This is a genomic window from Streptomyces sp. enrichment culture (assembly GCF_964273255.1).
GTDB lineage: Bacteria > Actinomycetota > Actinomycetes > Streptomycetales > Streptomycetaceae > Streptomyces.
Genome location: NZ_OZ186835.1, coordinates 4589429 through 4613047, shown reverse-complemented (window position 1 = coordinate 4613047; position 23619 = coordinate 4589429). Strand labels below are relative to the sequence as shown.

The following is a 23619-nucleotide window of genomic DNA, read 5'->3' as shown; positions in this document are numbered from 1 at the left end:
GGTCCGGGAGGCGCCTCACGGTGCCGGCCTCGACGTAGGTGTTCGAGACGATGCGGTGCTCGCCCGGGGGCGAAGACCAGGGACAGCCTGCCCGGTCCCGGCGCGCCGCCCTTCGGCGGGGCAGCGTAGGCCGCCGAGCCGGTGAGGTCAGCGGGTTCCCGCCGCCGGGGCCGGTCCGTCCTCGCGCGGGACCCGGACCACGCCCTCCTGGATGACGGAGACCGCCAGCCGGCCGTCCTGGGTGTAGATGCGGCCCTGGCCGAGGCCCCGGCCGCCGTGGGCGGACGGGGACTGCTGGTCGTACAGCAGCCACTCGTCGGCGCGGAACGGGCGGTGGAACCACATCGCGTGGTCCAGGGACGCGCCGACGACGTCGCCGACGGCCCAGCCGCCGCGCCCGTGGGCGAGCAGGATGGAGTCCAGCAGCGTCATGTCGGAGACGTATGTGGCGAGCACGACGTGCAGCAGCGGGTCGTCGCCCTCGACCTTGCCGTTGGTCCGGAACCAGACCTGGCTGTGCGGGTCGCGCGGCTCGCCGAAGCGGCCGTAGGGCGGGTCGTCGACGTAGCGCAGGTCGACCGCCGCGCGGGCGCCCAGGTAGCGGTGCACGACGTCCGGGGAGAGGTGCGGGTAGCCGCTCAGCCGTTCCTCGGAGGTGGGCAGGGAGTCCGGGTCCGGTGCGGGCGGCATGGGCGCCTGGTGGTCCAGGCCCTCCTCGTGCGCCTGGAAGGACGCCGAGAGGTGGAAGATCGGCTTTCCGTGCTGGACCGCCACCACGCGACGCGTGGTGAAGGAACGGCCGTCCCGGATCCGGTCGACGGTGTAGACGATCGGCGCGCCCGGGTCGCCGATGCGCAGGAAGTACGCGTGCAGCGAGTGGGCGGGCCGGTCCGCGGGGACGGTGCGCCCCGCGGCGACCAGGGCCTGCGCCGCCACCTGTCCGCCGAAGACGCGGGGGACGGCGGAGGCCCGGGACCGGCCCCGGAAGATGTTCTCCTCGACCTGCTCGAGGTCGAGCAGGTCGAGGAGTTCCTGAAGTGCCTGACTCATGGAATCAGTTGTATACGGCAGGGATTTCCGGGACCTTACAGCCCCATGTCCTTGGCGATGATCGACTTCATGATCTCGCTGGTGCCGCCGTAGATGCGGTTGACGCGGTTGTCCGCGTACAGGCGGGCGATCGGGTACTCGTTCATGTATCCGTAGCCGCCGTGCAGCTGGAGGCAGCGGTCGATGACGCGGTGGGCGACCTCGGTGCAGAACAGCTTCGCGGAGGCGGCCTCGGCGGGGGTGAGCTCGCCGGCGTCCAGGGCCTCGGTCGCGCGGTCGGCGACGGCCTCGGCGGCGTCCACCTCGGCCTGGCAGGCGGCCAGTTCGAACTTGGTGTTCTGGAAGTGGGCGACCGGCTTGCCGAAGACGGTGCGCTCCTGCACGTACTGCTTGGCGAAGCGGACGGCGGCCTTGGCCTGGGCGTAGGCGCCGAAGGCGATGCCCCAGCGCTCGGAGGCCAGGTTGTGGCCGAGGTAGGAGAAGCCCTTGTTCTCCTCGCCGAGCAGGTCCTCGACGGGGACCTTGACGTCGACGAAGGCCAGCTCGGCCGTGTCGGAGGTGCGCAGGCCCAGCTTGTCCAGCTTGCGGCCCACCGAGTAGCCCTCGGACCTGGTGTCCACGGCGAACAGGGAGATGCCGTGGCGGCGGTCCTCGGCGGTCGGCGCGGCGGTGCGGGCGCAGACGATGACCTTGTCGGCGTGGACACCGCCGGTGATGAAGGTCTTGGCGCCGTTGAGGACGTAGTGGGAGCCGTCCTCGGACAGCTTGGCGGAGGTCTTCATGCCCGCGAGGTCGGAGCCGGTGCCCGGCTCGGTCATCGCGATGGCCCACATCTCCTCACCGGTGACGAACTTCGGGAGGTAACGCTTCTTCTGCTCGTCGGTGGCGAGCATCTTCAGGTAGGGCAGGGCCAGCAGGACGTGCACGCCGGAGCCGCCGAACTGGACGCCCGCGCGGGCGGTCTCCTCGTAGAGGACGGCCTCGAACTTGTGGGTGTCCATGCCCGCGCCGCCGAACTCCTCCGGCACGCTGATGCCGAAGATACCGAGCTCGCCCAGCTTGTAGTAGAAGTCGCGGGGGGCCTGGCCGGCCGCGAACCAGTCGTCGTAAACCGGGACGACCTCGGCCTCGATGAAGGCGCGGATGGTCTCCCGGAACGCCTCGTGGTCCTCGTTGAACAGCGTACGGCGCACGAACGCCCACCGCCCTTCCTCGCGCCCTGCCGGCGCCGCTCTCGCGTACGGGGTTGCTCGCCGCGGGTTCCCCTGCCGGGGTCCACCCGCATGGCTAAGCGCTTGCTCAGATTCCAAGATACCGGCGGGTATCCGCGATCGTCCAGTGCGCGGCGGGCGTAACGCTCGTCACGCGGCAGGCCCCGTCGGACGCGTGGGCCCTGTCGCCGCGTGGGCCCCGTCGGGCGCGTGGGCCCCAGGGCCCAGGGTGCGCGAGCGCTCACGCGGAGGGGCGCCTGCAGCACGGTCGCCTCACGCGGGCGGTCACCCTCACACGCGCGGCCGTCTCACACGCGCGGCCGTCTCACGCACGCGGCCGTCTCACGCACGCCCTTCCACCGCTCCCGCCGCCTCGAAGGCGCCGCGGGCCATGCGGTGCAGGAGCGCGGCGGTGGCCGCGCGGCCGGGCAGGGCGCCGGGGCGGCCGAGGTGCGGGGTGGAGTTGAGCAGCCCGAACACCGAGTGCACCGCGGACCGGGCGGCGGGCTCGCCGAGGTCCGGGTGGAGGGCGCGCACCACGCCCACCCACAGTTCCACGTACCGGCGCTGGAGCCGGCGCACCAGCTTGCGGTCGGTCTCGCGCAGCCGGTCCAGCTCGCGGTCGTGCAGGGTGATGAGGGGGCGGTCGTCGAGCGCGAAGTCGATGTGCCCCTCGATGAGGGAGTCGAGGACCTCCGAGGCGGGCACCCCGTCGGCCTCCGCGAGGCGCCGCTCGGCACCGGTGAGCAGCGAGCCGCTGATCCCCACCAGCAGCTCGGCGAGCATCGCGTCCTTGCCCGGGAAGTGGCGGTACAGCCCGGGTCCGCTGATGCCGACCGCGGCGCCTATCTCGTCGACCCCGACGCCGTGGAAACCGCGCTCGGCGAACAGCCGCGCGGCCTCCTTGAGGATCTGCTCGCGGCGGGTCGGGGCGTCGGTTCTGGTGGCCATGAGGACGATTCTAGACAGCGAGGTTAGCGGTCGTTAACCTGAGGGAAATGCGTTAACGCTCATTAACAAGGTGAGGGGACCCGCAGGATGCATGAGGCACCGGAGCTTCACAGCGCGGCCGATCCCGCGTCCGAGGCCTTTCGGGCCAACGAGGAGGCGCACCGCGCCCTCGTGGCGGAGCTGCGCGCCAAGCTGGCCGCCGCCGAGCTCGGCGGCGGCGAGCGGGCCCGCGCGCGGCACACCGCGCGCGGGAAGCTGCTGCCGCGCGAGCGCGTGGACACGCTCCTCGACCCCGGCTCGCCCTTCCTGGAGCTGGCCCCGCTGGCCGCCGACGGGATGTACGACGGGCAGGCCCCGGCGGCCGGGGTGATCGCCGGTGTCGGCCGGATCAGCGGCCGCGAGTGCGTGGTGGTGGCCAACGACGCCACCGTCAAGGGCGGCACCTACTACCCGATGACGGTGAAGAAGCACCTGCGGGCGCAGGAGGTGGCGCTCGACAACCGGCTGCCCTGCGTCTACCTGGTCGACTCCGGCGGCGCGTTCCTGCCGATGCAGGACGAGGTGTTCCCCGACCGGGACCACTTCGGGCGGATCTTCTACAACCAGGCCCGCATGTCCGGCGCCGGGATCCCGCAGATCGCGGCGGTCCTCGGCTCGTGCACGGCGGGCGGGGCGTACGTCCCGGCGATGAGCGACGAGGCGGTGATCGTGCGCAACCAGGGCACGATCTTCCTCGGCGGCCCGCCGCTGGTGAAGGCGGCCACCGGCGAGGTCGTCACGGCGGAGGAGCTGGGCGGCGGTGAGGTGCACTCCCGGGTGTCCGGCGTGACCGACCACCTCGCCGAGGACGACGCGCACGCGCTGCGCACGGTGCGCACCATCGTCTCCACGCTGCCCGCGCGCGGCCCGCTGCCCTGGAGCGTCGAGGCCCCGGTCGAGCCCAAGGTGGACCCGGCGGGCCTGTACGGCGCGGTGCCGGTGGACTCCCGCACCCCCTACGACGTGCGGGAGATCATCGCGCGGGTGGTGGACGGCTCCCGGTTCGCGGAGTTCAAGGCGGAGTTCGGGCAGACCCTGGTGACCGGCTTCGCCCGGATCCACGGCCACCCGGTGGGGATCGTCGCCAACAACGGCATCCTGTTCTCCGAGTCGGCCCAGAAGGGCGCCCACTTCATCGAGCTGTGCGACCAGCGCGGGATCCCGCTGGTGTTCCTGCAGAACATCTCGGGCTTCATGGTCGGCCGGGACTACGAGGCGGGCGGCATCGCCAAGCACGGCGCCAAGATGGTCACGGCGGTCGCGTGCACCCGCGTGCCGAAGCTGACGGTGGTGGTCGGCGGGTCGTACGGCGCGGGCAACTACTCGATGTGCGGCAGGGCGTACTCGCCCCGCTTCCTGTGGATGTGGCCCAACGCCAAGATCTCGGTCATGGGCGGCGAGCAGGCCGCCTCGGTGCTGGCCACCGTCAAGCGGGACCAGCTGGAGGGCCGCGGCGAGGAGTGGTCCGCCGAGGAGGAGGACGCCTTCAAGGCCCCGATCCGCGCCCAGTACGAGGAGCAGGGCAACGCCTACTACGCGACGGCCCGGCTGTGGGACGACGGGGTGATCGACCCGATGGAGACCCGGCAGGTCCTGGGCCTGGCCCTGACCGCGTGCGCCAACGCGCCACTGAGTGACCCTCAGTTCGGCGTCTTCCGGATGTGAGGGGACCGATGACGATGACAGCTCGGACGACAGACCCGGCCGCGGGCGGGACGGTGCCGCGGATGTTCGACACGGTCCTGGTGGCCAACCGGGGCGAGATCGCGGTCCGCGTGATCCGCACCCTGCGGTCGATGGGCGTGCGCGCGGTGGCGGTGTACTCCGACGCGGACGCCGACGCCCGGCACGTGCGGGAGGCCGACACGGCCGTGCGGATCGGACCGGCGCCGGCGGCGGAGAGCTACCTGTCGGTGGAGCGGCTGCTGGTGGCCGCCGCCCGCACCGGCGCGCAGGCGGTGCACCCGGGGTACGGCTTCCTCGCCGAGAACGCCGCCTTCGCGCGGGCCTGCGCCGAGGCCGGCCTGGTGTTCATCGGCCCGCCCGCCGAGGCGATCTCCCTGATGGGCGACAAGATCCGCGCCAAGGAGACGGTGCGGGCGGCCGGGGTGCCGGTCGTGCCCGGGTCCAGCGGCAGCGGCCTGACCGACGCCCAGCTCGTCGAGGCGGCCCGCGAGATCGGCATGCCGGTGCTGCTGAAGCCGTCGGCGGGCGGCGGCGGCAAGGGCATGCGGCTGGTGCGGGACGAGGAGCGGCTGGCCGAGGAGATCGCCGCCGCCCGCCGCGAGGCCCGCGCCTCCTTCGGTGACGACACGCTGCTGGTGGAGCGGTGGATCGACCGCCCCCGGCACATCGAGATCCAGGTCCTGGCCGACGGCCACGGGGGCGTGGTGCACCTGGGCGAGCGCGAGTGCTCCCTCCAGCGCCGCCACCAGAAGATCATCGAGGAGGCGCCCAGTGTGCTCCTCGACGAGGGGACCCGGGCCGCGATGGGCGAGGCGGCCGTCCAGGCGGCCCGCTCCTGCGGCTACCGCGGCGCGGGCACGGTGGAGTTCATCGTCCCGGGCGACGACCCCGCGTCCTACTACTTCATGGAGATGAACACCCGCCTCCAGGTGGAGCACCCGGTCACCGAGCTGATCACGGGCCTGGACCTGGTGGAGTGGCAGCTGCGGGTGGCGGCGGGCGAGCCGCTGGCGTTCCGCCAGGACGGCGTCCGGCTCACCGGCCACGCGGTGGAGGCGCGGATCTGCGCCGAGGACCCGGCCCGCGGCTTCCTGCCCTCCGGCGGCACCGTGCTGCGGCTGCACGAGCCGCAGGGGGACGGCGTGCGCACCGACTCCGGGCTCGGCGAGGGAACCGAGGTCGGCAGCCTGTACGACCCGATGCTGTCCAAGGTGATCGCGTACGGCCCGGACCGGGCGAGCGCGCTGCGCACCCTGCGGGCAGCCCTGGCCCGGACGGTCACCCTCGGCGTGCAGACCAACGCCGGGTTCCTGCGGCGGCTGCTCGCGCACCCCGCGGTGGTGGCCGGCGACCTGGACACCGGGCTGGTCGAGCGCGAGGCGGACGGCCTGACGACGGTCGAGGTGCCGGCCCCGGCGTACGCGGCGGCCGCCCTGCTGCGGCAGCGCGCTCTCGCGGCCCCGGCGGACGGCTCCGGCTGGGCCGACCCGTTCGCCGCCACGAGCGGCTGGCGGCTGGGCGGGCGGCGGGCGTGGACCACGCACCACCTGCGCGTCCCGGGCCACGACCCGGTGACCGTGCGGGTCCGCGAGACGGCCGACGGCGGCAGGGAACTGCTGCTGCCGGGCGCCGACGCCCCCGTGCGGGGCTCCGCGGGCGTCCTGGACGGCAGCGGGTTCACCTTCGCGCTGGACGGTGTCACCCACACCTTCGCCGCGCTGCCGGACGGCACCTGGCTGGGCCGGGACGGCGACGCGTGGCAGGTGCGGGACCACGACCCGGTCGAGGAGTCCCTCAGCCGGGCGGGCCGGGGCGGCGCCGACTCGCTGACCGCGCCGATGCCGGGCACGGTGACGGTGGTGAAGGTCGCCGTCGGCGACACCGTGGACGCCGGGCAGAGCCTGCTGGTGGTGGAGGCGATGAAGATGGAGCACGTCGTCTCCGCCCCGCACGCCGGCACGGTCACCGAACTGGACGTGGCCCCGGGCACCACGGTCGCCATGGACCAGGTGCTGGCGGTCATCGCCCCGGCGGAGGAGGAGACGGCATGAACGCGCACGACCTGGGGCTGCCGATGGCCGTACCGGCCGAAGGGCTGCCCGCCCGGGTCCGCATCCACGAGGTGGGCGCCCGCGACGGCCTGCAGAACGAGCAGGGCGTCGTCCCGGTGGAGGTGAAGGCGGAGTTCGTCCGCCGTCTCGCCGGGGCCGGGCTGACCACGATCGAGGCGACCAGCTTCGTGCACCCCAAGTGGGTGCCCCAACTGGCGGACGCCGAGGAGTTGTTCCCGCGGGTGAGCGACCTCCCCGTGGACCTGCCGGTGCTGGTGCCCAACGAGCGCGGACTGGACCGAGCGCTGGCGCTCGGCGCCCGCCGGGTGGCGGTGTTCGCCAGCGCCACGGAGTCCTTCGCCCGGGCCAACCTCAACCGCTCGCTGGACGAGGCGCTCGCCATGTTCGAGCCGGTGGTGCGGCGGGCCAAGGCGGACGACGTGCACGTGCGGGGCTATCTGTCGATGTGCTTCGGCGACCCGTGGGAGGGCGCCGTCCCCGTCGGGCAGGTGGTCCGGGTCTGCCGGGCCCTGCTGGACATGGGCTGCGACGAACTCAGCCTCGGCGACACCATCGGGGTGGCGACCCCGGGCCATGTGAGCGCGCTGCTCGACGCCCTGGCCGACGAGGGCGTGCCGGTGGGCGTGGTGGGCGTGCACTTCCACGACACCTACGGCCAGGCCCTGTCCAACACCCTGACCGCCCTGAGGCACGGCGTCACCACCGTGGACGCCTCGGCCGGCGGGCTCGGCGGCTGCCCGTACGCGAAGTCCGCCACCGGAAACCTCGCCACCGAAGACCTGGTGTGGATGCTGCGCGGTCTCGGCATCGACACCGGCGTCGACCTCGGCCGCCTCGTCGCCACCAGCGCGTGGATGGCCGGACACCTGGGCCGACCCAGCCCGTCCCGCACCGTACGAGCCCTCTCCCACCAGGAGCAGTGACGACCATGGACCACAAGCTCTCCCCCGAACTGGAAGAACTCCGCCGCACCGTCGAGGAGTTCGCGCACGACGTGGTGGCGCCGAAGATCGGCGACTTCTACGAGCGGCACGAGTTCCCCTACGAGATCGTGCGGGAGATGGGCCGCATGGGCCTGTTCGGCCTGCCGTTCCCGGAGGAGTACGGCGGCATGGGCGGCGACTACTTCGCGCTCGGGGTGGCCCTGGAGGAACTGGCCCGGGTGGACTCGTCGGTGGCCATCACGCTGGAGGCGGGGGTGTCGCTGGGCGCGATGCCGCTGCACCTGTTCGGCACCGAGGAGCAGAAGCGTGAGTGGCTGCCCCGGCTGTGCTCGGGCGAGATCCTGGGCGCGTTCGGGCTGACGGAGCCGGACGGCGGCAGCGACGCGGGCGCGACCCGCACCACGGCCCGGCTGGACGAGTCGACGGACGAGTGGGTGATCAACGGCACCAAGTGCTTCATCACCAACTCGGGCACGGACATCACGGGGTTGGTGACGGTCACCGCGGTCACCGGCCGCAAGCCGGACGGCAAGCCGCTGATCTCGGCGATCATCGTCCCGTCGGGCACTCCGGGGTTCACGGTGGCCGCCCCGTACTCGAAGGTCGGCTGGAACGCCTCGGACACCCGGGAGCTGTCGTTCCAGGACGTGCGGGTCCCGGCGGCGAACCTGCTGGGCGAGGAGGGGCGCGGCTACGCGCAGTTCCTGCGGATCCTCGACGAGGGCCGGATCGCCATCGCGGCGCTGGGCACGGGCCTGGCGCAGGGCTGTGTGGACGAGTCGGTGAAGTACGCCAAGGAGCGGCACGCCTTCGGCCGGCCGATCGGCGCCAACCAGGCGATCCAGTTCAAGATCGCGGACATGGAGATGAAGGCCCACACGGCCCGGCTGGCGTGGCGGGACGCGGCGAGCCGGCTGGTCGCGGGGGAGCCGTTCAAGAAGGAGGCGGCGCTGGCGAAGCTGTACTCCTCGACGGTCGCGGTGGACAACGCGCGCGAGGCCACGCAGATCCACGGCGGGTACGGCTTCATGAACGAGTACCCGGTGGCGCGGATGTGGCGCGACTCGAAGATCCTGGAGATCGGCGAGGGCACGAGCGAGGTGCAGCGGATGCTGATCGCACGGGAGTTGGGCCTGACGGGCTGATCCCGGGATTCCGCCGGTCCGGTGGGCGGGCCGCCACGGCCCGCCCACCGGACCCTCTGCGTTCAGCCCTCGACGACGTAGAACAGCGTCGTCAGGAACACCATGGGGGCGAGCACCAGGGCCGCGCCGACGGTCCAGTAGCGGGCTCGGGAGACCCCCGTGGCGGTCCGGCGGGCGAGGGAGCCGAGGGGCAGCCACAGGGCCAGGAAGACGGCCCACATCGGCACCAGGAGCACCAGCCAGGGCAACGCGCCGTCGTTGTCGGTGGGTTCGGGGGACGTGAGGCCCCATGCGGCGAGCGGGTGGCTCACCAGGAACATCATCGACAGCCAGAGCGGGACGAGCGCCACCACGCCGAGGATCAGGTGCACGGCCACGGGCGGGCCCCATCGGCGCATCGCGTCCATCGTCTCCCCCTCGGCGTGACCGGGATCACGGTACCGGGACGGCATTGTCCGGGCCCCCGCGGGGGATGCATCCGACGGCCCTCTGGACAAGCTCTGAGGTTAGGCTAACCTAAGGCTGTTTCCGGCCCGGGGGCCCGCGACCGCGCACCCTCCGGCTCCCGTACGCACGAAAGCAGACCGCCCCATGTCGAACGCCAGAACCGCCCGCCTCTCCCGTCGCGGACTGCTCGCCGCAGGCGGCGTCCTCGGACTCGGCGCCGCGCTCGCGGCCTGTGGGAGCGACGACGCGAAAAGCGGCGGCTCGGAGTCGAAGAAGGACACCGGGTCCGGTCCCTGGAGCTTCGAGGACGACCGCGGCACGACGGTGAAGCTGGACAGGACGCCCGCGAACATCGTGGCGTTCACCGGTGTCGCCGCCGCCCTGTACGACTACGGCATCCAGGTCAAGGGCGTGTTCGGCCCGACCGAGACCAAGGACGGCAAGGCGGACGTCCAGGCCGGCGACATGGACATCAGCAAGGTGACCATCCTCGGCAACGTCTGGGACCAGTTCAACGTCGAGAAGTACGCGACCCTCGCGCCCGACGTCCTCATCTCCACGATGTTCGACGACAGCGGCACCCTCTGGTACGTCCCCGAGGCGTCCAAGGACAAGATCGCCAAGCTGGCCCCGAGCGTCGGCATCTCCGTCTACGACCGTCAGCTGACCGGCCCGCTGCAGCGGATGTGGGAGCTCGCCGAGTCGCTGGGCGGCGACATGAAGGCCGCGAAGGCCACCGACGCCAAGAAGCGCTTCGAGGCGGCCTCCGAGCGGCTGCGCAAGGCCGTCAAGGCGAACCCCGGCATCAAGGTGATGGCGGGCTCCGCGAGCCAGGAGATCTTCTACGTCTCCGGCACCAACCTCTCCATCGACCTGGAGTACTTCAAGGCCCTCGGCGTGGACTTCGTCGAGCCGCCGGAGAAGGCCAAGGCCGAGGGCGGCGGCTGGTTCGAGTCCCTGAGCTGGGAGAACGTCGACAAGTACCCGGCCGACATCATCATGATGGACGACCGCACCTCGGCCATCCAGCCCGCCGACATCAGCGAGGCGACCTGGAAGAAGCTGCCCGCCGTCAAGGCCGGCCAGGTCATCCCGCGCGCCGCCGAGCCGATCCTCTCGTACGACAAGTGCGTGCCGATCGTCGAGCGTCTCGCCGAGGCCATCGAGAAGGCCAAGAAGGTCAGCTGACCCTGCGTCCGGCCCGTCCCCGCCCGCACCCGACCCGCGAGGCCGCATCCGTGACCACTGCCGCAGCCGCCCCGTTCCGCTTCTTCGCCCTCCGGGTGGTACGGACGAGGCGGCTCGGTCCGTCCCTGGTCCGGATCCGCTTCGCCGGGCCGGACCTGGCGGAGTTCCGCTCCGACGGGCTCGACCAGTCCCTGTCCCTGTTCCTGCCGCACCCGGGGCAGGAGGCCCCCGTCGTCCCGCTGGAACGCGGCGGCCAGTGGTGGCAGGGCTGGCGCGAACTCCCCGAGGACGTACGGGCGGTGATGCGCTCCTACACCCTGCGGGAGCTGCACCGGGACGCCCGCGGGGTCACCACCGGGATCGACATCGACTTCGTGCTGCACGGCGTCGGTGACCCGGCGCCCGAGGAGCCGGGCGGCCCCGGGGCGGAGCCTCGCGCCGCTTCCCGTCAGCAGGCCGGTCCCGCCTCCCGCTGGGCGGCCGCCGCCGCGCCCGGGGACCGGGTGCTGCTCCTCGGGCCCGCCGTCGCCGACAACCGCGCGATCCGTTTCCGGCTGCCCGAGGACACCGGCCTGGTGCTGCTGTGGGCCGACGAGACCGCGCTGCCCGCGGCGGCCGCCGTCCTGGAGGCGCTGCCGCCCGGGACCCGGGTCCGCGCCTGGCTGGAAGTGCCGTGCGCCGGCGACGTCGTGGACCTCGCGACCCGGGCCGAGGCCGACCTCACCTGGTACGTGCGGGAGAGCACCGCCCCGGACCGGGCCCCCTCCCCCGGCTCCCCCTTGGCGCTGGACGGCATCGGCGGGGCCGAACTCCCCCGCGCCGAACGGCCGTACGTGTGGCTCGCCGGTGAGTCCGGCTGTGTGAAGCGACTGCGGCGGCACTTCGTCCAGGAACGCGGCATCGACCGGCGCCGGGTGACGTTCGTGGGGTACTGGCGGCACGGGATGACCGAGGATCAGTTGCGCGAACTGGGCTGATTCCAGCCGCAGTTGGCGCGAGAACGACACTTCGGCCGTGATCGCGGTCACGATGGGCACCCGAGGGTCCCGATCACGATGAGGTTAGGCTAACCTAAGTCCCGCTTCGGCTTCGCGCCGTGCAGCGCCCCCGGCCCGCTCACCGACCCGCGCCGTACCGTGCCCGGCCCGCTCTCCCCCATCGCACCGGACCGTCCCCATCGGAGGACCCCCACATGCGCTCGCACCTGCTCAACGACACCACCGCGGAGCAGTACCGCCGGTCCGTCACCCAAGGAGTCGAGCGGGTGGCAGCCAGACTCGCCACCACAGAACGGCCGTTCACCGGCGTCACGGCCGACGACCTGTCCCCCCGCATCGACCGGATCGACCTCGACCGGCCCCTGCTGGACACCACGGCCGCCCTGGACGAACTGGAGGACGTCTACCTCCGGGACGCCGTCTACTTCCACCACCCCCGCTACCTCGCCCACCTCAACTGCCCGGTCGTCATCCCGGCCGTGCTCGGCGAGGCCGTGCTGTCCGCCGTCAACTCCTCGCTGGACACCTGGGACCAGTCCGCCGGCGGCACGCTGATCGAGCGGAAACTCATCGACTGGACGACCGGCCGCATCGGCCTCGGCCCCGCCGCCGACGGGGTGTTCACCTCCGGCGGCACCCAGTCCAACCTCCAGGCGCTGCTGCTGGCCCGCGAGGAGGCCAAGACCGACGACACGGCGAAGCTGCGCGTCTTCGCCTCCGAGGTCAGCCACTTCAGCGTGCAGAAGTCCGCGAAGCTGCTGGGGCTGGGACCGGACGCCGTGGTGCCGCTGCCCGTGGACCAGGACAAGCGCCTGCAGACCGTCGCCCTCGCCCGCGCACTGGAGCGCTGCGCCGACGAGGGCCTGGTCCCCATGGCGGTCGTCGCCACCGCGGGCACCACCGACTTCGGCTCCATCGACCCGCTGCCCGAGATCGCCGAACTGTGCGAACGGCACGGCGCCTGGATGCACGTGGACGCCGCCTACGGCTGCGGCCTGCTCACCTCGCTGAAGCACCGGGACCGCCTCGCGGGCATCGAGCGCGCCGACTCGGTGACCGTCGACTACCACAAGTCCTTCTTCCAGCCCGTGAGTTCGTCCGCCGTCCTGGTGCGCGACGCGGCCACCCTGCGACACGCCACCTACCACGCGGAGTACCTCAACCCGCGCCGCATGGTGACCGAGCGGATCCCCAACCAGGTCGACAAGTCCCTGCAGACCACCCGCCGCTTCGACGCGCTCAAGCTGTGGATGACGCTGCGGGTGATGGGCGCGGACGGCATCGGCGCCCTGTTCGACGAGGTGTGCGACCTGGCCGCCGAGGGCTGGCGGCTGCTGGCCGCCGACCCCCGCTTCGACGTGGTCGTCGAGCCCTCGCTGTCCACGCTCGTCTTCCGCTACATCCCGGCCGCCGTCACCGACCCGGCCGAGATCGACCGGGCCAATCTCTACGCCCGCAAAGCGCTGTTCGCCTCCGGGGACGCCGTCGTCGCGGGCACCAAGGTCGCCGGGCGGCACTACCTGAAGTTCACCCTGCTGAACCCCGAGACCACGACGGCCGACATCACCGCCGTCCTCGACCTGATCGCCGGCCACGCCGAGCAGTACCTGGGAGAGTCCCTTGACCGCGCTTCCTGACGCCGCCCCCGTCCACGACTTCGTGGGGATCGGGCTGGGCCCCTTCAACCTGGGTCTCGCCTGCCTCACCGAGCCGATCAGCGAACTGAACGGGGTGTTCCTGGAGTCCAAGCCGGACTTCGAGTGGCACGCCGGGATGTTCCTCGACGGCGCCCACCTGCAGACGCCGTTCATGTCGGACCTGGTCACGCTCGCCGACCCGACGTCCCCGTACTCCTTCCTCAACTACCTGAAGGAGAAGGGCCGGCTGTACTCGTTCTACATCCGGGAGAACTTCTACCCGCTGCGCGTGGAGTACGACGACTACTGCCGCTGGGCCGCCGCGCAGCTGAGCAGCATCCGCTTCGGCAGCACGGTCACCGAGGTGACGTACGACGAGGCCGGCGGGGTGTACGCGGTCCGCACCGGCGCCGGGGACACCTACCGCGCCCGGCACCTGGTGCTGGGCACCGGCACCGTCCCGTACGTGCCCGAGCCGTGCCGCGGGCTGGAGGGCGGCCTGTTCCACAACGCGCAGTACGTGCACCGCCGGGACGAGCTGTTCGGCAAGGAGTCGATCACGATCGTCGGCAGCGGACAGAGCGCCGCCGAGATCTACTACGAGCTGCTGTCCGGGATCGACGAGCACGGCTACCGGCTCAACTGGGTCACCCGCTCCCCGCGGTTCTTCCCGCTGGAGTACACCAAGCTGACCCTGGAGATGACCTCCCCGGACTACATCGACTACTTCCGCGCGCTGCCCGAGGAGACCCGGTACCGGCTGGAGAAGCAGCAGAAGGGCCTGTTCAAGGGCATCAACTCCGACCTCGTCGACGCGATCTTCGACCTGCTGTACCAGAAGAACGTCGAGAGCCGCGGCCGGGGGGTCGCCACCCGCCTGCTCACCAACTCCACGCTCACGAAAGCGCGTTGGGAGGGCGGTGGCTACACGCTGGGCTTCCACCAGGACGAGCAGGATAAGGACTTCGAGATCCGCACCGAGGGCCTGGTGCTGGCCACCGGCTACCACTACGAGCCGCCCGCCTTCCTCGAACCGGTCCGCGACCGGCTCCGGCTGGACGGCCACGGCCGCTTCGACGTGGCCCGCAACTACGCCATCGACGTGACCGGCCGCGGGGTCTTCCTGCAGAACGCCGGGGTGCACACGCACAGCGTCACCAGCCCCGACCTGGGGATGGGCCCGTACCGCAACAGCTCCATCATCCGCGAGCTGCTGGGCCGCGAGGTCTACCCGGTCGAGAAGTCCATCGCGTTCCAGGAGTTCTCCGTATGACCATCGGCACCTTCACCTTCCGCCCGCTGGACCCGCTGCGGGACGCGGAGCTGCTGCACCGCTGGGTCACCCACCCCAAGGCCGCGTTCTGGATGATGCAGGACGCCAAGCTGCAGGACGTCGAGCGCGAGTACCTGCGCATCGCCGCCCACGAGCACCACCACGCCCACCTGGGCCTGCACGACGGCGAACCGGCGTTCCTGATGGAGCGCTACGACCCCCGGTACGTCGAACTCACCGGCCTGTACGACCCCGAGCCGGGGGACGTCGGCATGCACTTCCTGGTCGCCCCCACCGACCGGCCGGTGCACGGGTTCACCCGGGCCGTGATCACCGCCGTGATGGAGGAACTGTTCGCCGACCCGGCCACCCGCAGGGTCGTGGTGGAGCCGGACGTCGGCAACAAGGCCGTGCACGCGCTGAACGAGGCCGTCGGCTTCGTCCCGGAGCGCGAGATCGACAAGCCGGAGAAGCGCGCACTGCTGAGCTTCTGCACGCGCGAGCAGTTCGAGGCCGCCCGAGGAGGAACCGTATGACCCTGTCCGACGCCGTGGCGCACCTGTCCCCCCACCGCTGGGCGCGGGCCAACCGTCTGCTGATCCGCAAGGCGCTCGCCGAGTTCGCGCACGAGCGGCTCATCACGCCGGAGGCCACCGGCGACGGCGGCTACGTCGTGCGGACCGACGACGGGCTGACGGAGTACCGCTTCACCGCCGTCCGCCGGGCCCTGGACCACTGGCAGGTGGACGCCGAGTCCATATCCCGGCACCGCGGTGACGCGGAACTGCCCCTGGAGGCACTGGACTTCGTCATCGAGCTGCAGAAGTCGCTGGGCCTGAGCGACGAGGTGCTGCCGGTGTACCTGGAGGAGATCTCCTCCACCCTCTCCGGCACCTGCTACAAGCTGACCAAGCCGCAGGTCACCGCGGCCGAGCTGGCCGGCGCCGGGTTCCAGGCCATCGAGACCGGCATGACCGAGGGCCACCCCTGCTTCGTCGCCAACAACGGGCGCCTCGGCTTCGGCGTCCACGAGTACGCCGCGTACGCCCCCGAGGCGGCGGCCCCGGTGAAGCTGGTGTGGCTGGCCGCGCACCGCTCGCGGGCCGCGTTCACGGCGGGCGTCGGCATCGACTACGAGTCGTTCGTCCGCCAGGAGCTGGGCGCGGAGACCGTCGCCCGCTTCGAGGGCGTGCTGCGCGGGCAGGGCCTGGACCCGGCCGACTACCTGCTCATCCCGGTGCACCCCTGGCAGTGGTGGAACAAGCTCACCGTCACCTTCGCCGCCGAGGTCGCCCGCCGCCACCTCGTGTGCCTCGGCGAGGGCGACGACGAGTACCTGGCCCAGCAGTCCATCCGGACCTTCTTCAACACCTCGCACCCCGAGAAGCACTATGTGAAGACGGCCCTGTCGGTGCTGAACATGGGCTTCATGCGGGGGCTGTCCGCCGCCTACATGGAGGCCACCCCGGCCATCAACGACTGGCTGGCCCGGCTGATCGAGGGCGACCCGGTGCTGCGGTCGACGGGCCTGTCGATCATCCGGGAGCGGGCCGCGGTCGGCTACCGGCACCTGGAGTACGAGCGGGCGACGGACCGCTTCTCCCCGTACCGCAAGATGCTGGCCGCGCTGTGGCGGGAGAGCCCGGTGCCCTCGCTGGGCGAGGGCGAGTCGCTGGCCACCATGGCGTCCCTGGTCCACGTGGACCACGAGGGGACGTCGTTCGCGGGCGCGCTGATCGAGCGGTCGGGGCTGGCCCCGGCCGAGTGGCTGCGGCGCTACCTGGACGCCTACTACGTCCCGCTGCTGCACTGCTTCTACGCCTATGACCTGGTGTTCATGCCGCACGGCGAGAACGTGATCCTGGTCCTGCGGGACGGGGTGGTGCAGCGGGCGGTCTACAAGGACATCGCCGAGGAGATCGCGGTGATGGACCCGGACGCGGTGCTGCCGCCGGAGGTGTCCCGCATCCGCGTGGAGGTGCCGGACGACCAGAAGCTGCTGTCGGTGTTCACCGACGTCTTCGACTGCTTCTTCCGGTTCCTGGCCTCCGACCTGGCCGCCGCGGGCATCCTGAGCGAGGACGGCTTCTGGCGGACGGTCGCCGAGGTCAGCCGCGCCTACCAGGCGTCGGTGCCCGAACTCGCCGACAAGTTCGCCCAGTACGACCTGTTCGCACCGGAGTTCGCGCTGTCCTGCCTCAACCGGCTGCAACTGCGCAACAACCGGCAGATGGTGGACCTCGCCGACCCCTCCGGCGCGCTCCAGCTGGTCGGCACCCTGGAGAACCCCCTCGCGGGACGCTGACCCCACCGGCCCGGCGGGCACCCGGAGTACGGTCCTCCGGGTGCCCGCCGCCGCTGCGGGGCCCCGTGGTCCGCCGCACCGGTGGAAGAATCGCCCCATGGCGGAAATCATCCAGAAGGACGGGACCTGGACCTTCGACGGGGAGACCCTGCGGCTGACCCCCGGCCGGGACAAGAACGTCGGCCTGCTGCGCCGTACGCTCGGTGAACTCGAGGTGCCGCTCCGCGCGTTGGCGGGAATATCGTTCGAGCAGGGCAAGAAGGCGGGCCGCCTCAGGCTGCGGCTGCGGGACGGCGCCGACCCGCTGCTGCAGGCCACCGGGGGGCGGCTGACCGAGCCGCACGACCCCTACCAGCTGGTCGTCGAATCCAGCCGGTACGGCGTCGCCGAGTACGTCACCGAGGAGGTCCGCAATGCCCTGCTGCTGGACCAGGTGCCCGCCGACCCGGTCGACTCCTACCTGCTGCCCGGGCCGTCCCTGCCGCTGTCGGTGTCCGCCGGCGACGGCACGGTGAGCTTCGACGGCGAGCGGGTGCGGCTGGAGTGGAACTGGAAGACCGAGGAGGCCAAGGCGGCCTCCGGTGCCCGCGAACTCGGCCTCGCGGAGATCACCGCCGTGGAGTGGCTGCCCGCGGCCGGCCTGGAGAACGGCCACCTGCGGTTCGTGGTGCGCCACGCCCCCACCAAGGCGCCGGCCAAGTACGACCCGAACGCGGTGGAGCTGTGGGGGTTCAAGAAGGACCCGCTGATGGCGCTGGTCGCCGCCGCCGTGCAGGCCCGGCTGCCGCATCCGGCGGCCCGGGACATTGAGGGCGCGCGGGCGGAGCGGGACGGCGTCCCGGTCCTGTCCGGCGCGGGCGCCGCGCCTGTCGTCCCGAGCCCCGCCGCACCGGCCGAGGACGGGCACGACGCCCTGCTGCGCCGGCTGCGCGAACTGGGTGAGCTGCACCGGTCCGGGGTGCTGACGGACGAGGAGTTCGCCCTGGCGAAGCAGGCCATCCTCAAGCGGATGTAAGCCCTCCGCACCCAATCGGACGGAACCCTGCCCGATATCGGGCAGATTTCTTGCGCAGGACCCCGTCATACTTCAGGATCGTCGGGTGCACGACGAACTTGTTGACCACCTGGCGCGGTCCACGCCCCTCAGCCGGGGCGAGGCGCTGCGTGTGGTCCAGGACGTGCTCGCCTACTTCGACGAGACGACCGAGCAGTTCGTCCGTCGCCGCCACCGGGAGCTCCAGGCCCAGGGCCTGGTCAACGCGGCGATCTTCGAACGGATCGCGGCGGACCTCGGACACCGGGCGGTGGCCCCGCCGGAGCTCTCGCTCCGGCAACTGCGCCGCATCGTCTACGGCTGACCCCTGCGACATCGTCCACGCCGACCTCTACGACTAGGAACAACCCATATGTGCGGAATTGTCGGATACATCGGGCGGCGCGAGGTCGCGCCCCTGCTGCTGGAGGGCCTCCAGCGCCTGGAGTACCGGGGCTACGACTCGGCGGGCATCGTCGTCACGTCCCCCAAGGCCTCCGGCCTGAAGATGGTCAAGGCCAAGGGCCGGGTCCGCGACCTGGAGGCGAAGGTACCGGCGCGCTTCAAGGGCACCACCGGCATCGCCCACACCCGCTGGGCCACCCACGGCGCCCCGTCCGACGTCAACGCCCACCCCCACCTGGACGCCGAGAACAAGGTCGCCGTCGTCCACAACGGCATCATCGACAACGCCGCCGACCTGCGGCGCAAGCTGGAGGCCGACGGGGTCGAGTTCCTCTCCGAGACGGACACCGAGGTCCTCACCCACCTCATCGCCCGCTCGCAGGCCGCGGAGCTGGAGGACAAGGTCCGCGACACGCTGCGCCTCGTCGAGGGCACGTACGGCATCGCCGTGCTGCACGCCGACTTCCCCGACCGCATCGTCGTGGCCCGCAACGGCTCGCCGGTCGTCCTCGGCATCGGCGAGAAGGAGATGTTCGTCGCCTCCGACATCGCCGCCCTGGTCGCCCACACCCGGCAGATCGTCACCCTCGACGACGGCGAGATGGCCACCCTCAAGGCGGACGACTTCCGCACGTACACCACCGAGGGCACCCGCACCACCGCCGAGCCGACCACCGTGGAGTGGGAGGCGGCCTCCTACGACATGGGCGGCCACGACACCTACATGCACAAGGAGATCCACGAGCAGGCCGAGGCCGTGGACCGGGTGCTGCGCGGCCGGATCGAGGACCGCTTCGCCACCGTGCGCCTGGGCGGCCTGAACCTGGACGCCCGCGAGGCCCGCCGGATCCGCCGGGTGAAGATCCTCGGCTGCGGCACCTCGTACCACGCCGGCATGATCGGCGCCCAGATGATCGAGGAGCTGGCGCGCATTCCCGCCGACGCCGAGCCGGCCTCCGAGTTCCGCTACCGCGACGCGGTCGTCGACCCGGACACCCTGTACATCGCCGTCTCCCAGTCCGGCGAGACCTACGACGTGCTGGCGGCGGTCCAGGAGCTCAAGCGCAAGGGCGCGCGGGTGCTCGGCGTGGTCAACGTCGTCGGTTCCGCGATCGCCCGGGAGGCCGACGGCGGCGTGTACGTGCACGCCGGCCCCGAGGTCTGCGTGGTGTCCACCAAGTGCTTCACCAACACCACCGTGGCGTTCGCCCTGCTGGCCCTGCACCTGGGCCGCACCCGTGACCTGTCGGTGCGCGACGGCAAGCGGATCATCGAGGGCCTGCGCCGGCTGCCGGAGCAGATCGCCGCGATCATGGAGCAGGAGGGCGAGATCGAGAAGCTGGCCCAGCAGTACGCCGAGGCCCGCTCGATGCTCTTCATCGGCCGGGTGCGCGGCTACCCGGTGGCGCGCGAGGCGTCCCTGAAGCTCAAGGAGGTCTCGTACATCCACGCCGAGGCCTACCCCGCCTCAGAGCTCAAGCACGGCCCGCTGGCCCTGATCGAGCCGGCGCTGCCCACGGTCGCGATCGTGCCGGACGACGACCTGCTGGAGAAGAACCGCGCGGCCATGGAGGAGATCAAGGCCCGCAGCGGCCAGATCCTGGCCGTCGCCCACCAGGAGCAGGAGAAGGCCGACCACACGATCGTGGTGCCGAAGAACGAGGACGAGCTGGACCCCATCCTCATGGGCATCCCGCTCCAACTCCTCGCCTACCACACGGCGTTGGCCCTGGGCCGGGACATCGACAAGCCGCGCAACCTCGCGAAGTCGGTCACGGTCGAGTAGGACGTCCGGCCCCCCCTCCCGCCCTCCCGCCCTCGCGGCGCGAGGGGGGCCGCTCCCCCGGGCCGGCCGCCTCGTCCCCTCCCGGGCTGCCGCCCCGCCCTGGGCCGCGCCCGTCCGGGCCGTCGGGCCCGGGTTTGCGCGGGCGGAGGCCGGGGACCCGACGGCCGCGGAGGACACGGGGTACGGCCCCGCCGGCGGGGACACCGGCGGGGCACCCGTGAGCAGGGCGGTCACCGGCGGACGGGACGGGCGGTGGAGACGCGGCGGCGGAAGTCGTGGCGGGCGTCGGCGGGAGTCGTGGCGGGCGTCCGCGGGAGACGCGGCGGGCGTCCGCGGGACGGGCGTCGCCGGGAGAAGGACGGCCGGCGAGGAAGGCCGGGCTCCGAGGCCCCGCGTCGGCGGTGTCTGAAAGTCGGCCGGGAGCAGGAGCCCGGCCGGGGACGTGCCGGGCGTCAGGGGATGACGACGACCGGGCGTCGTGCGCGCTTGGCGAGGCGGCCGGCGACGGAGCCGAACAGCCGCCCCACGAGACCGTGGGTGGACCCCACGACGATCGCGTCGGCCTCGTACTCCTGCCCCACTTCCTCCAGTTCGTGGCAGATGTCCCCGCCGCGCTCCACCAGGATCCAGGGCACCTCGGCCAGGTACTCCGCGCAGGCGAGTTCGAGCCCGAGCACCTCGGTGCGGTGGTCGGGGACGTCCACGAAGACCGGAGGTTCGCACCCCGCCCACACCGTGGTGGGCAGCCGGTTGGCGACGTGCACGATGATCAGGCCCGAGCTCAGGCGCCGTGCCATGCCGATCGCGTAGGCGAGCGCGCGCTCGCTGGAGGTGGAGCCGTCGAAGCCGACCACCACGCCGTGCCGGAAGGCGGGATCGCACGGACGGCGCGCCTCGTCGGCCGCCGGGGACTCGGCCGCCGTGGGATCGGCGACCGGTCGCTTGCGGTCCGCGGGTTCGAAGAATTCGTGACCGGCCATGGCTGTCTCGGCGTCGGGATCCTTTGACGGGGGACGACAGGGTGCGGCGGAGCTGTGTCCGGGAATCATCTTCCCAGGCCCATACCCCCAAGGGTACGGCGGCACTCCTCCCCGGCCCAGTCCTCGCCCCCGCCGGCGGGCGGGTTTCCCGGAGCATGCACGAGGGGGCGCCCGCGACGCAACGGTTGCTGCGTTGTACAGCTGGTTCGCACACGATTCAACCAGTGCCGTTCGGCCAGGGCGCCGGCCGTTGTCGCCGGGCGGGTACGGGACCGTGCGGTGACCGACCGGCGGCCGGCGCGTTGAACCCCGTGAACCATGCCCGAGGGAGCACGCCATGACCGGACCCGTCCCCGCCCGCACCACGGCCCGCCCGGCCGCGCCGGGCCCGGACGCGGCCGGGGAGCTGGCCGGCTGGTCGGCCTTCGGCTCCGTGCTGACCTGCACCGTCATGCTGTGGTGCGGCGTCCCCGCGGCGGACGCGGTGGGCACCGCGGCGGGCCTGGGGGCCGTGGCCGGCGCCGCCCACCTGCTGATCCGCCGCTCCGGGCGCGTGGCCGCGGCCGGTTCCGCGGGACGTCGTGGCCGGCGTCACCGGCACGGCGGCGGGGCCCACCGGGGCTGACGCCGGGGCGGCGTTAAATCACCGGTCGGCTGACCGGTTTCCATGCACGCGGCCGAAGCTTTTCAGCCAACTTCCGGGGTGGGGGCAACTGCGGCCCGAACCACCCCCCAACCCCCGTTCGACCTGCACGGACAGGGTCCCGCGGGGCACGCGCACCCCACAGGGATTGGCCACTGCGACGAGGCGCACTTCCCGACACCCTCCCCGAGTGCAACGCTTCGTGATCGAATGCTTCACGCCAAGTTGCCAAGTCGACAATGTGCCGGGTGCCGAACTGGCCACCGGTGCACGACGGGACACAGTAGATTCGATCTTGACTGTCTACGGCGGGGGACTCGTGCAGGACCGAGGGGAAACGTGCAGGAGCGACACAACCGAGGAGCCGCGACCACCGAGGGGGGCTTAGCAGTATGAGCCACGACTCCACTGCCACGCAGGACACCGCGGGCCGGAAGCTCGCCGGACGCCGCCGCAAGGAGATCGTCGCGGTGCTGCTGTTCAGCGGCGGCCCCATCTTCGAGAGTTCCATTCCGTTGTCGGTGTTCGGGGTTGACCGCCAGGACGCCGGCGTTCCGCGCTACCGCCTGTTGGTGTGCGGAGGCGAGGACGGCCCGCTGCGGACCACAGGGGGCATGGAACTCACCGCGCCACATGGCCTGGAGGCGATCTCCCGGGCGGGCACCGTCGTGGTGCCGGCCTGGCGTTCGATCACCTCACCACCGCCCGACGCCGCGCTCGACGCGCTGCGCCGGGCCCACGAGGAGGGCGCCCGCATCGTCGGGCTGTGCACCGGCGCCTTCGTCCTCGCGGCGGCCGGACTGCTGGACAGCAGGCCGGCGACCACGCACTGGATGTACGCGCCGACGCTCGCGAAGCGCTATCCGTCGGTGCACGTCGACCCGCGGGAACTCTTCGTGGACGACGGCGACGTGCTGACGTCGGCGGGCACCGCGGCCGGCATCGACCTGTGCCTGCACATCGTGCGCACGGACCACGGCAACGAGGCGGCCGGGGCCCTGGCCCGCCGCCTGGTGGTCCCGCCGCGCCGGACCGGCGGTCAGGAGCGCTACCTCGACAGGTCTTTACCGGAGGAGATCGGCGCCGACCCGCTCGCCGAGGTCGTCGCCTGGGCGCTGGAACACCTCCACGAGCAGTTCGACGTGGAGACGCTGGCGGCCCGCGCGTACATGAGCCGCCGTACGTTCGACCGCCGCTTCCGTTCGCTGACCGGGAGCGCGCCCCTGCAGTGGCTGATCACCCAGCGGGTGCTGCAGGCGCAGCGCCTGCTGGAGACGTCGGACTACTCGGTGGACGAGGTCGCGGGGCGCTGCGGCTTCCGTTCGCCGGTGGCCCTGCGCGGTCACTTCCGGCGCCAGCTGGGTTCCTCCCCGGCGGCCTACCGGGCGGCGTACCGGGCCCGGCGGCCGCAGGCCGAGCGGGACCGTGGCGCGGACACCGGCGCGCACGTCCCGGGCGGCGTGCCCCCGGGGCAGGCGAACCACCCCGGCCACCATCCGGGCCAGCCGGCATCCGTCGGCCTGCACCCGGAGGGGTCCGTCCCGCACCAGTCCCGGCGGACCGCGGCGGCCGGCGCCCTGGGACTGGCGGCCTCGGCGGAGGGCGGCCGGGAGGCGTTCGTGCCGACCCGGGCGAGCGTGCCCGGACAGCGGAGCGCGACGTGACCGGCAGGTACCGGACGCGGGGCGGCCGGGCGTGACGTGAGGCAGGGGCCCGGCGCCCCGGGGAGGGGCCGGAGGGATCGTCCTCCGGCCCCTTCCGCGTTTCCGGCCCGGGCTCCCGGTCCGCCGTGATCACCCCGGGTGAGGCGGCGGCACCGGTGCGCC

The 23619-nt window shown here is 72.3% G+C and carries 20 protein-coding genes; 15 read left to right on the top strand and 5 right to left on the bottom strand.

Annotated elements, in window-relative coordinates:
- Window positions 1–147: 147 nt before the first annotated feature.
- The 3 genes from tesB to ACSU53_RS20005 all read right to left on the bottom strand — a co-directional run bounded on the left by tesB (window position 148) and on the right by ACSU53_RS20005 (window position 3212).
- Window positions 148–1050, bottom strand: coding sequence for an acyl-CoA thioesterase II (gene tesB / locus ACSU53_RS20015; RefSeq protein WP_437029629.1), 903 nt, complete (start codon window positions 1048–1050; stop codon window positions 148–150).
- 35 nt (window positions 1051–1085) lie between these two features.
- Entirely contained in the window at window positions 1086–2243 is a 1158-nt protein-coding gene (locus ACSU53_RS20010) for an acyl-CoA dehydrogenase family protein (RefSeq protein ID WP_437029628.1), read from the bottom strand.
- 360 nt (window positions 2244–2603) lie between these two features.
- Window positions 2604–3212, bottom strand: coding sequence for an SACE_7040 family transcriptional regulator (locus ACSU53_RS20005; RefSeq protein ID WP_437029626.1), 609 nt, complete (start codon window positions 3210–3212; stop codon window positions 2604–2606).
- An 87-nt stretch (window positions 3213–3299) separates the two neighbouring features.
- Between ACSU53_RS20005 and ACSU53_RS20000 the strand changes: the two genes are divergently transcribed.
- The 4 genes from ACSU53_RS20000 (at window position 3300) to ACSU53_RS19985 (ending at window position 9098) form a co-directional block, all read left to right on the top strand.
- Window positions 3300–4916, top strand: coding sequence for a carboxyl transferase domain-containing protein (locus ACSU53_RS20000; protein WP_437029625.1), 1617 nt, complete (start codon window positions 3300–3302; stop codon window positions 4914–4916).
- Window positions 4917–4978: 62 nt separating this feature from the next.
- Window positions 4979–6988 carry an acetyl-CoA carboxylase biotin carboxylase subunit gene (locus ACSU53_RS19995; protein ID WP_437029623.1) on the top strand — a complete coding sequence of 670 codons (2010 nt, stop codon included), beginning with the start codon at window positions 4979–4981 and terminating at the stop codon, window positions 6986–6988.
- Complete coding sequence (locus ACSU53_RS19990) at window positions 6985–7932, top strand: hydroxymethylglutaryl-CoA lyase (RefSeq protein ID WP_437029621.1); 948 nt, start codon at window positions 6985–6987, stop codon at window positions 7930–7932. The genes ACSU53_RS19995 and ACSU53_RS19990 overlap by 4 nt, the downstream gene beginning before the upstream one ends.
- Window positions 7933–7937: 5 nt before the next feature.
- On the top strand, window positions 7938–9098 hold the full coding sequence (locus ACSU53_RS19985) for an acyl-CoA dehydrogenase family protein (protein WP_164333251.1): 1161 nt from the start codon (window positions 7938–7940) through the stop codon (window positions 9096–9098).
- Between the two features lie 62 nt (window positions 9099–9160).
- On the opposite strand, the gene ACSU53_RS19980 is transcribed toward ACSU53_RS19985, so the two are convergent.
- Window positions 9161–9496 (bottom strand): hypothetical protein, encoded by a 336-nt coding sequence (locus ACSU53_RS19980; RefSeq protein WP_437029619.1) that lies wholly within the window; start codon window positions 9494–9496, stop codon window positions 9161–9163.
- A 193-nt stretch (window positions 9497–9689) separates the two neighbouring features.
- Between ACSU53_RS19980 and ACSU53_RS19975 the strand changes: the two genes are divergently transcribed.
- The 9 genes from ACSU53_RS19975 (at window position 9690) to glmS (ending at window position 20170) form a co-directional block, all read left to right on the top strand.
- A complete protein-coding gene (locus tag ACSU53_RS19975; RefSeq protein ID WP_437029617.1) occupies window positions 9690–10733 on the top strand; it encodes an ABC transporter substrate-binding protein in 1044 nt (347 codons plus the stop codon).
- Between the two features lie 50 nt (window positions 10734–10783).
- Window positions 10784–11710, top strand: coding sequence for a siderophore-interacting protein (locus tag ACSU53_RS19970; protein ID WP_437029615.1), 927 nt, complete (start codon window positions 10784–10786; stop codon window positions 11708–11710).
- A 215-nt stretch (window positions 11711–11925) separates the two neighbouring features.
- Window positions 11926–13368, top strand: a complete 1443-nt coding sequence (desA, locus tag ACSU53_RS19965; protein WP_437029613.1) for a lysine decarboxylase DesA — start codon at window positions 11926–11928, stop codon at window positions 13366–13368.
- Window positions 13352–14641, top strand: coding sequence for a lysine N(6)-hydroxylase/L-ornithine N(5)-oxygenase family protein (locus ACSU53_RS19960; RefSeq protein WP_437029611.1), 1290 nt, complete (start codon window positions 13352–13354; stop codon window positions 14639–14641). Before desA ends, ACSU53_RS19960 begins: the two co-directional genes overlap by 17 nt.
- Window positions 14638–15177 (top strand): GNAT family N-acetyltransferase, encoded by a 540-nt coding sequence (locus ACSU53_RS19955; protein WP_437029609.1) that lies wholly within the window; start codon window positions 14638–14640, stop codon window positions 15175–15177. Before ACSU53_RS19960 ends, ACSU53_RS19955 begins: the two co-directional genes overlap by 4 nt.
- Window positions 15174–16946, top strand: a complete 1773-nt coding sequence (locus ACSU53_RS19950) for an IucA/IucC family protein (protein WP_437029607.1) — start codon at window positions 15174–15176, stop codon at window positions 16944–16946. Before ACSU53_RS19955 ends, ACSU53_RS19950 begins: the two co-directional genes overlap by 4 nt.
- A 97-nt stretch (window positions 16947–17043) precedes the next feature.
- Complete coding sequence (locus ACSU53_RS19945) at window positions 17044–17961, top strand: DUF4429 domain-containing protein (protein ID WP_437029605.1); 918 nt, start codon at window positions 17044–17046, stop codon at window positions 17959–17961.
- A gap of 85 nt (window positions 17962–18046) precedes the next feature.
- Complete coding sequence (locus ACSU53_RS19940) at window positions 18047–18304, top strand: hypothetical protein (protein ID WP_362090043.1); 258 nt, start codon at window positions 18047–18049, stop codon at window positions 18302–18304.
- A 48-nt stretch (window positions 18305–18352) separates the two neighbouring features.
- Complete coding sequence (gene glmS, locus ACSU53_RS19935; protein WP_437029603.1) at window positions 18353–20170, top strand: glutamine--fructose-6-phosphate transaminase (isomerizing); 1818 nt, start codon at window positions 18353–18355, stop codon at window positions 20168–20170.
- Window positions 20171–20622: 452 nt separating this feature from the next.
- Here glmS and ACSU53_RS19930 read toward each other — a convergent pair whose 3' ends face one another.
- A complete protein-coding gene (locus ACSU53_RS19930; RefSeq protein ID WP_437029601.1) occupies window positions 20623–21150 on the bottom strand; it encodes a universal stress protein in 528 nt (175 codons plus the stop codon).
- Between the two features lie 337 nt (window positions 21151–21487).
- Between ACSU53_RS19930 and ACSU53_RS19925 the strand changes: the two genes are divergently transcribed.
- Window positions 21488–21775: a hypothetical protein gene (locus ACSU53_RS19925; protein ID WP_437029599.1), complete on the top strand. Its 288-nt coding sequence runs from the start codon at window positions 21488–21490 to the stop codon at window positions 21773–21775.
- Between the two features lie 410 nt (window positions 21776–22185).
- On the top strand, window positions 22186–23457 hold the full coding sequence (locus ACSU53_RS19920; RefSeq protein ID WP_437029597.1) for a helix-turn-helix domain-containing protein: 1272 nt from the start codon (window positions 22186–22188) through the stop codon (window positions 23455–23457).
- Window positions 23458–23619 lie beyond the last annotated feature (162 nt).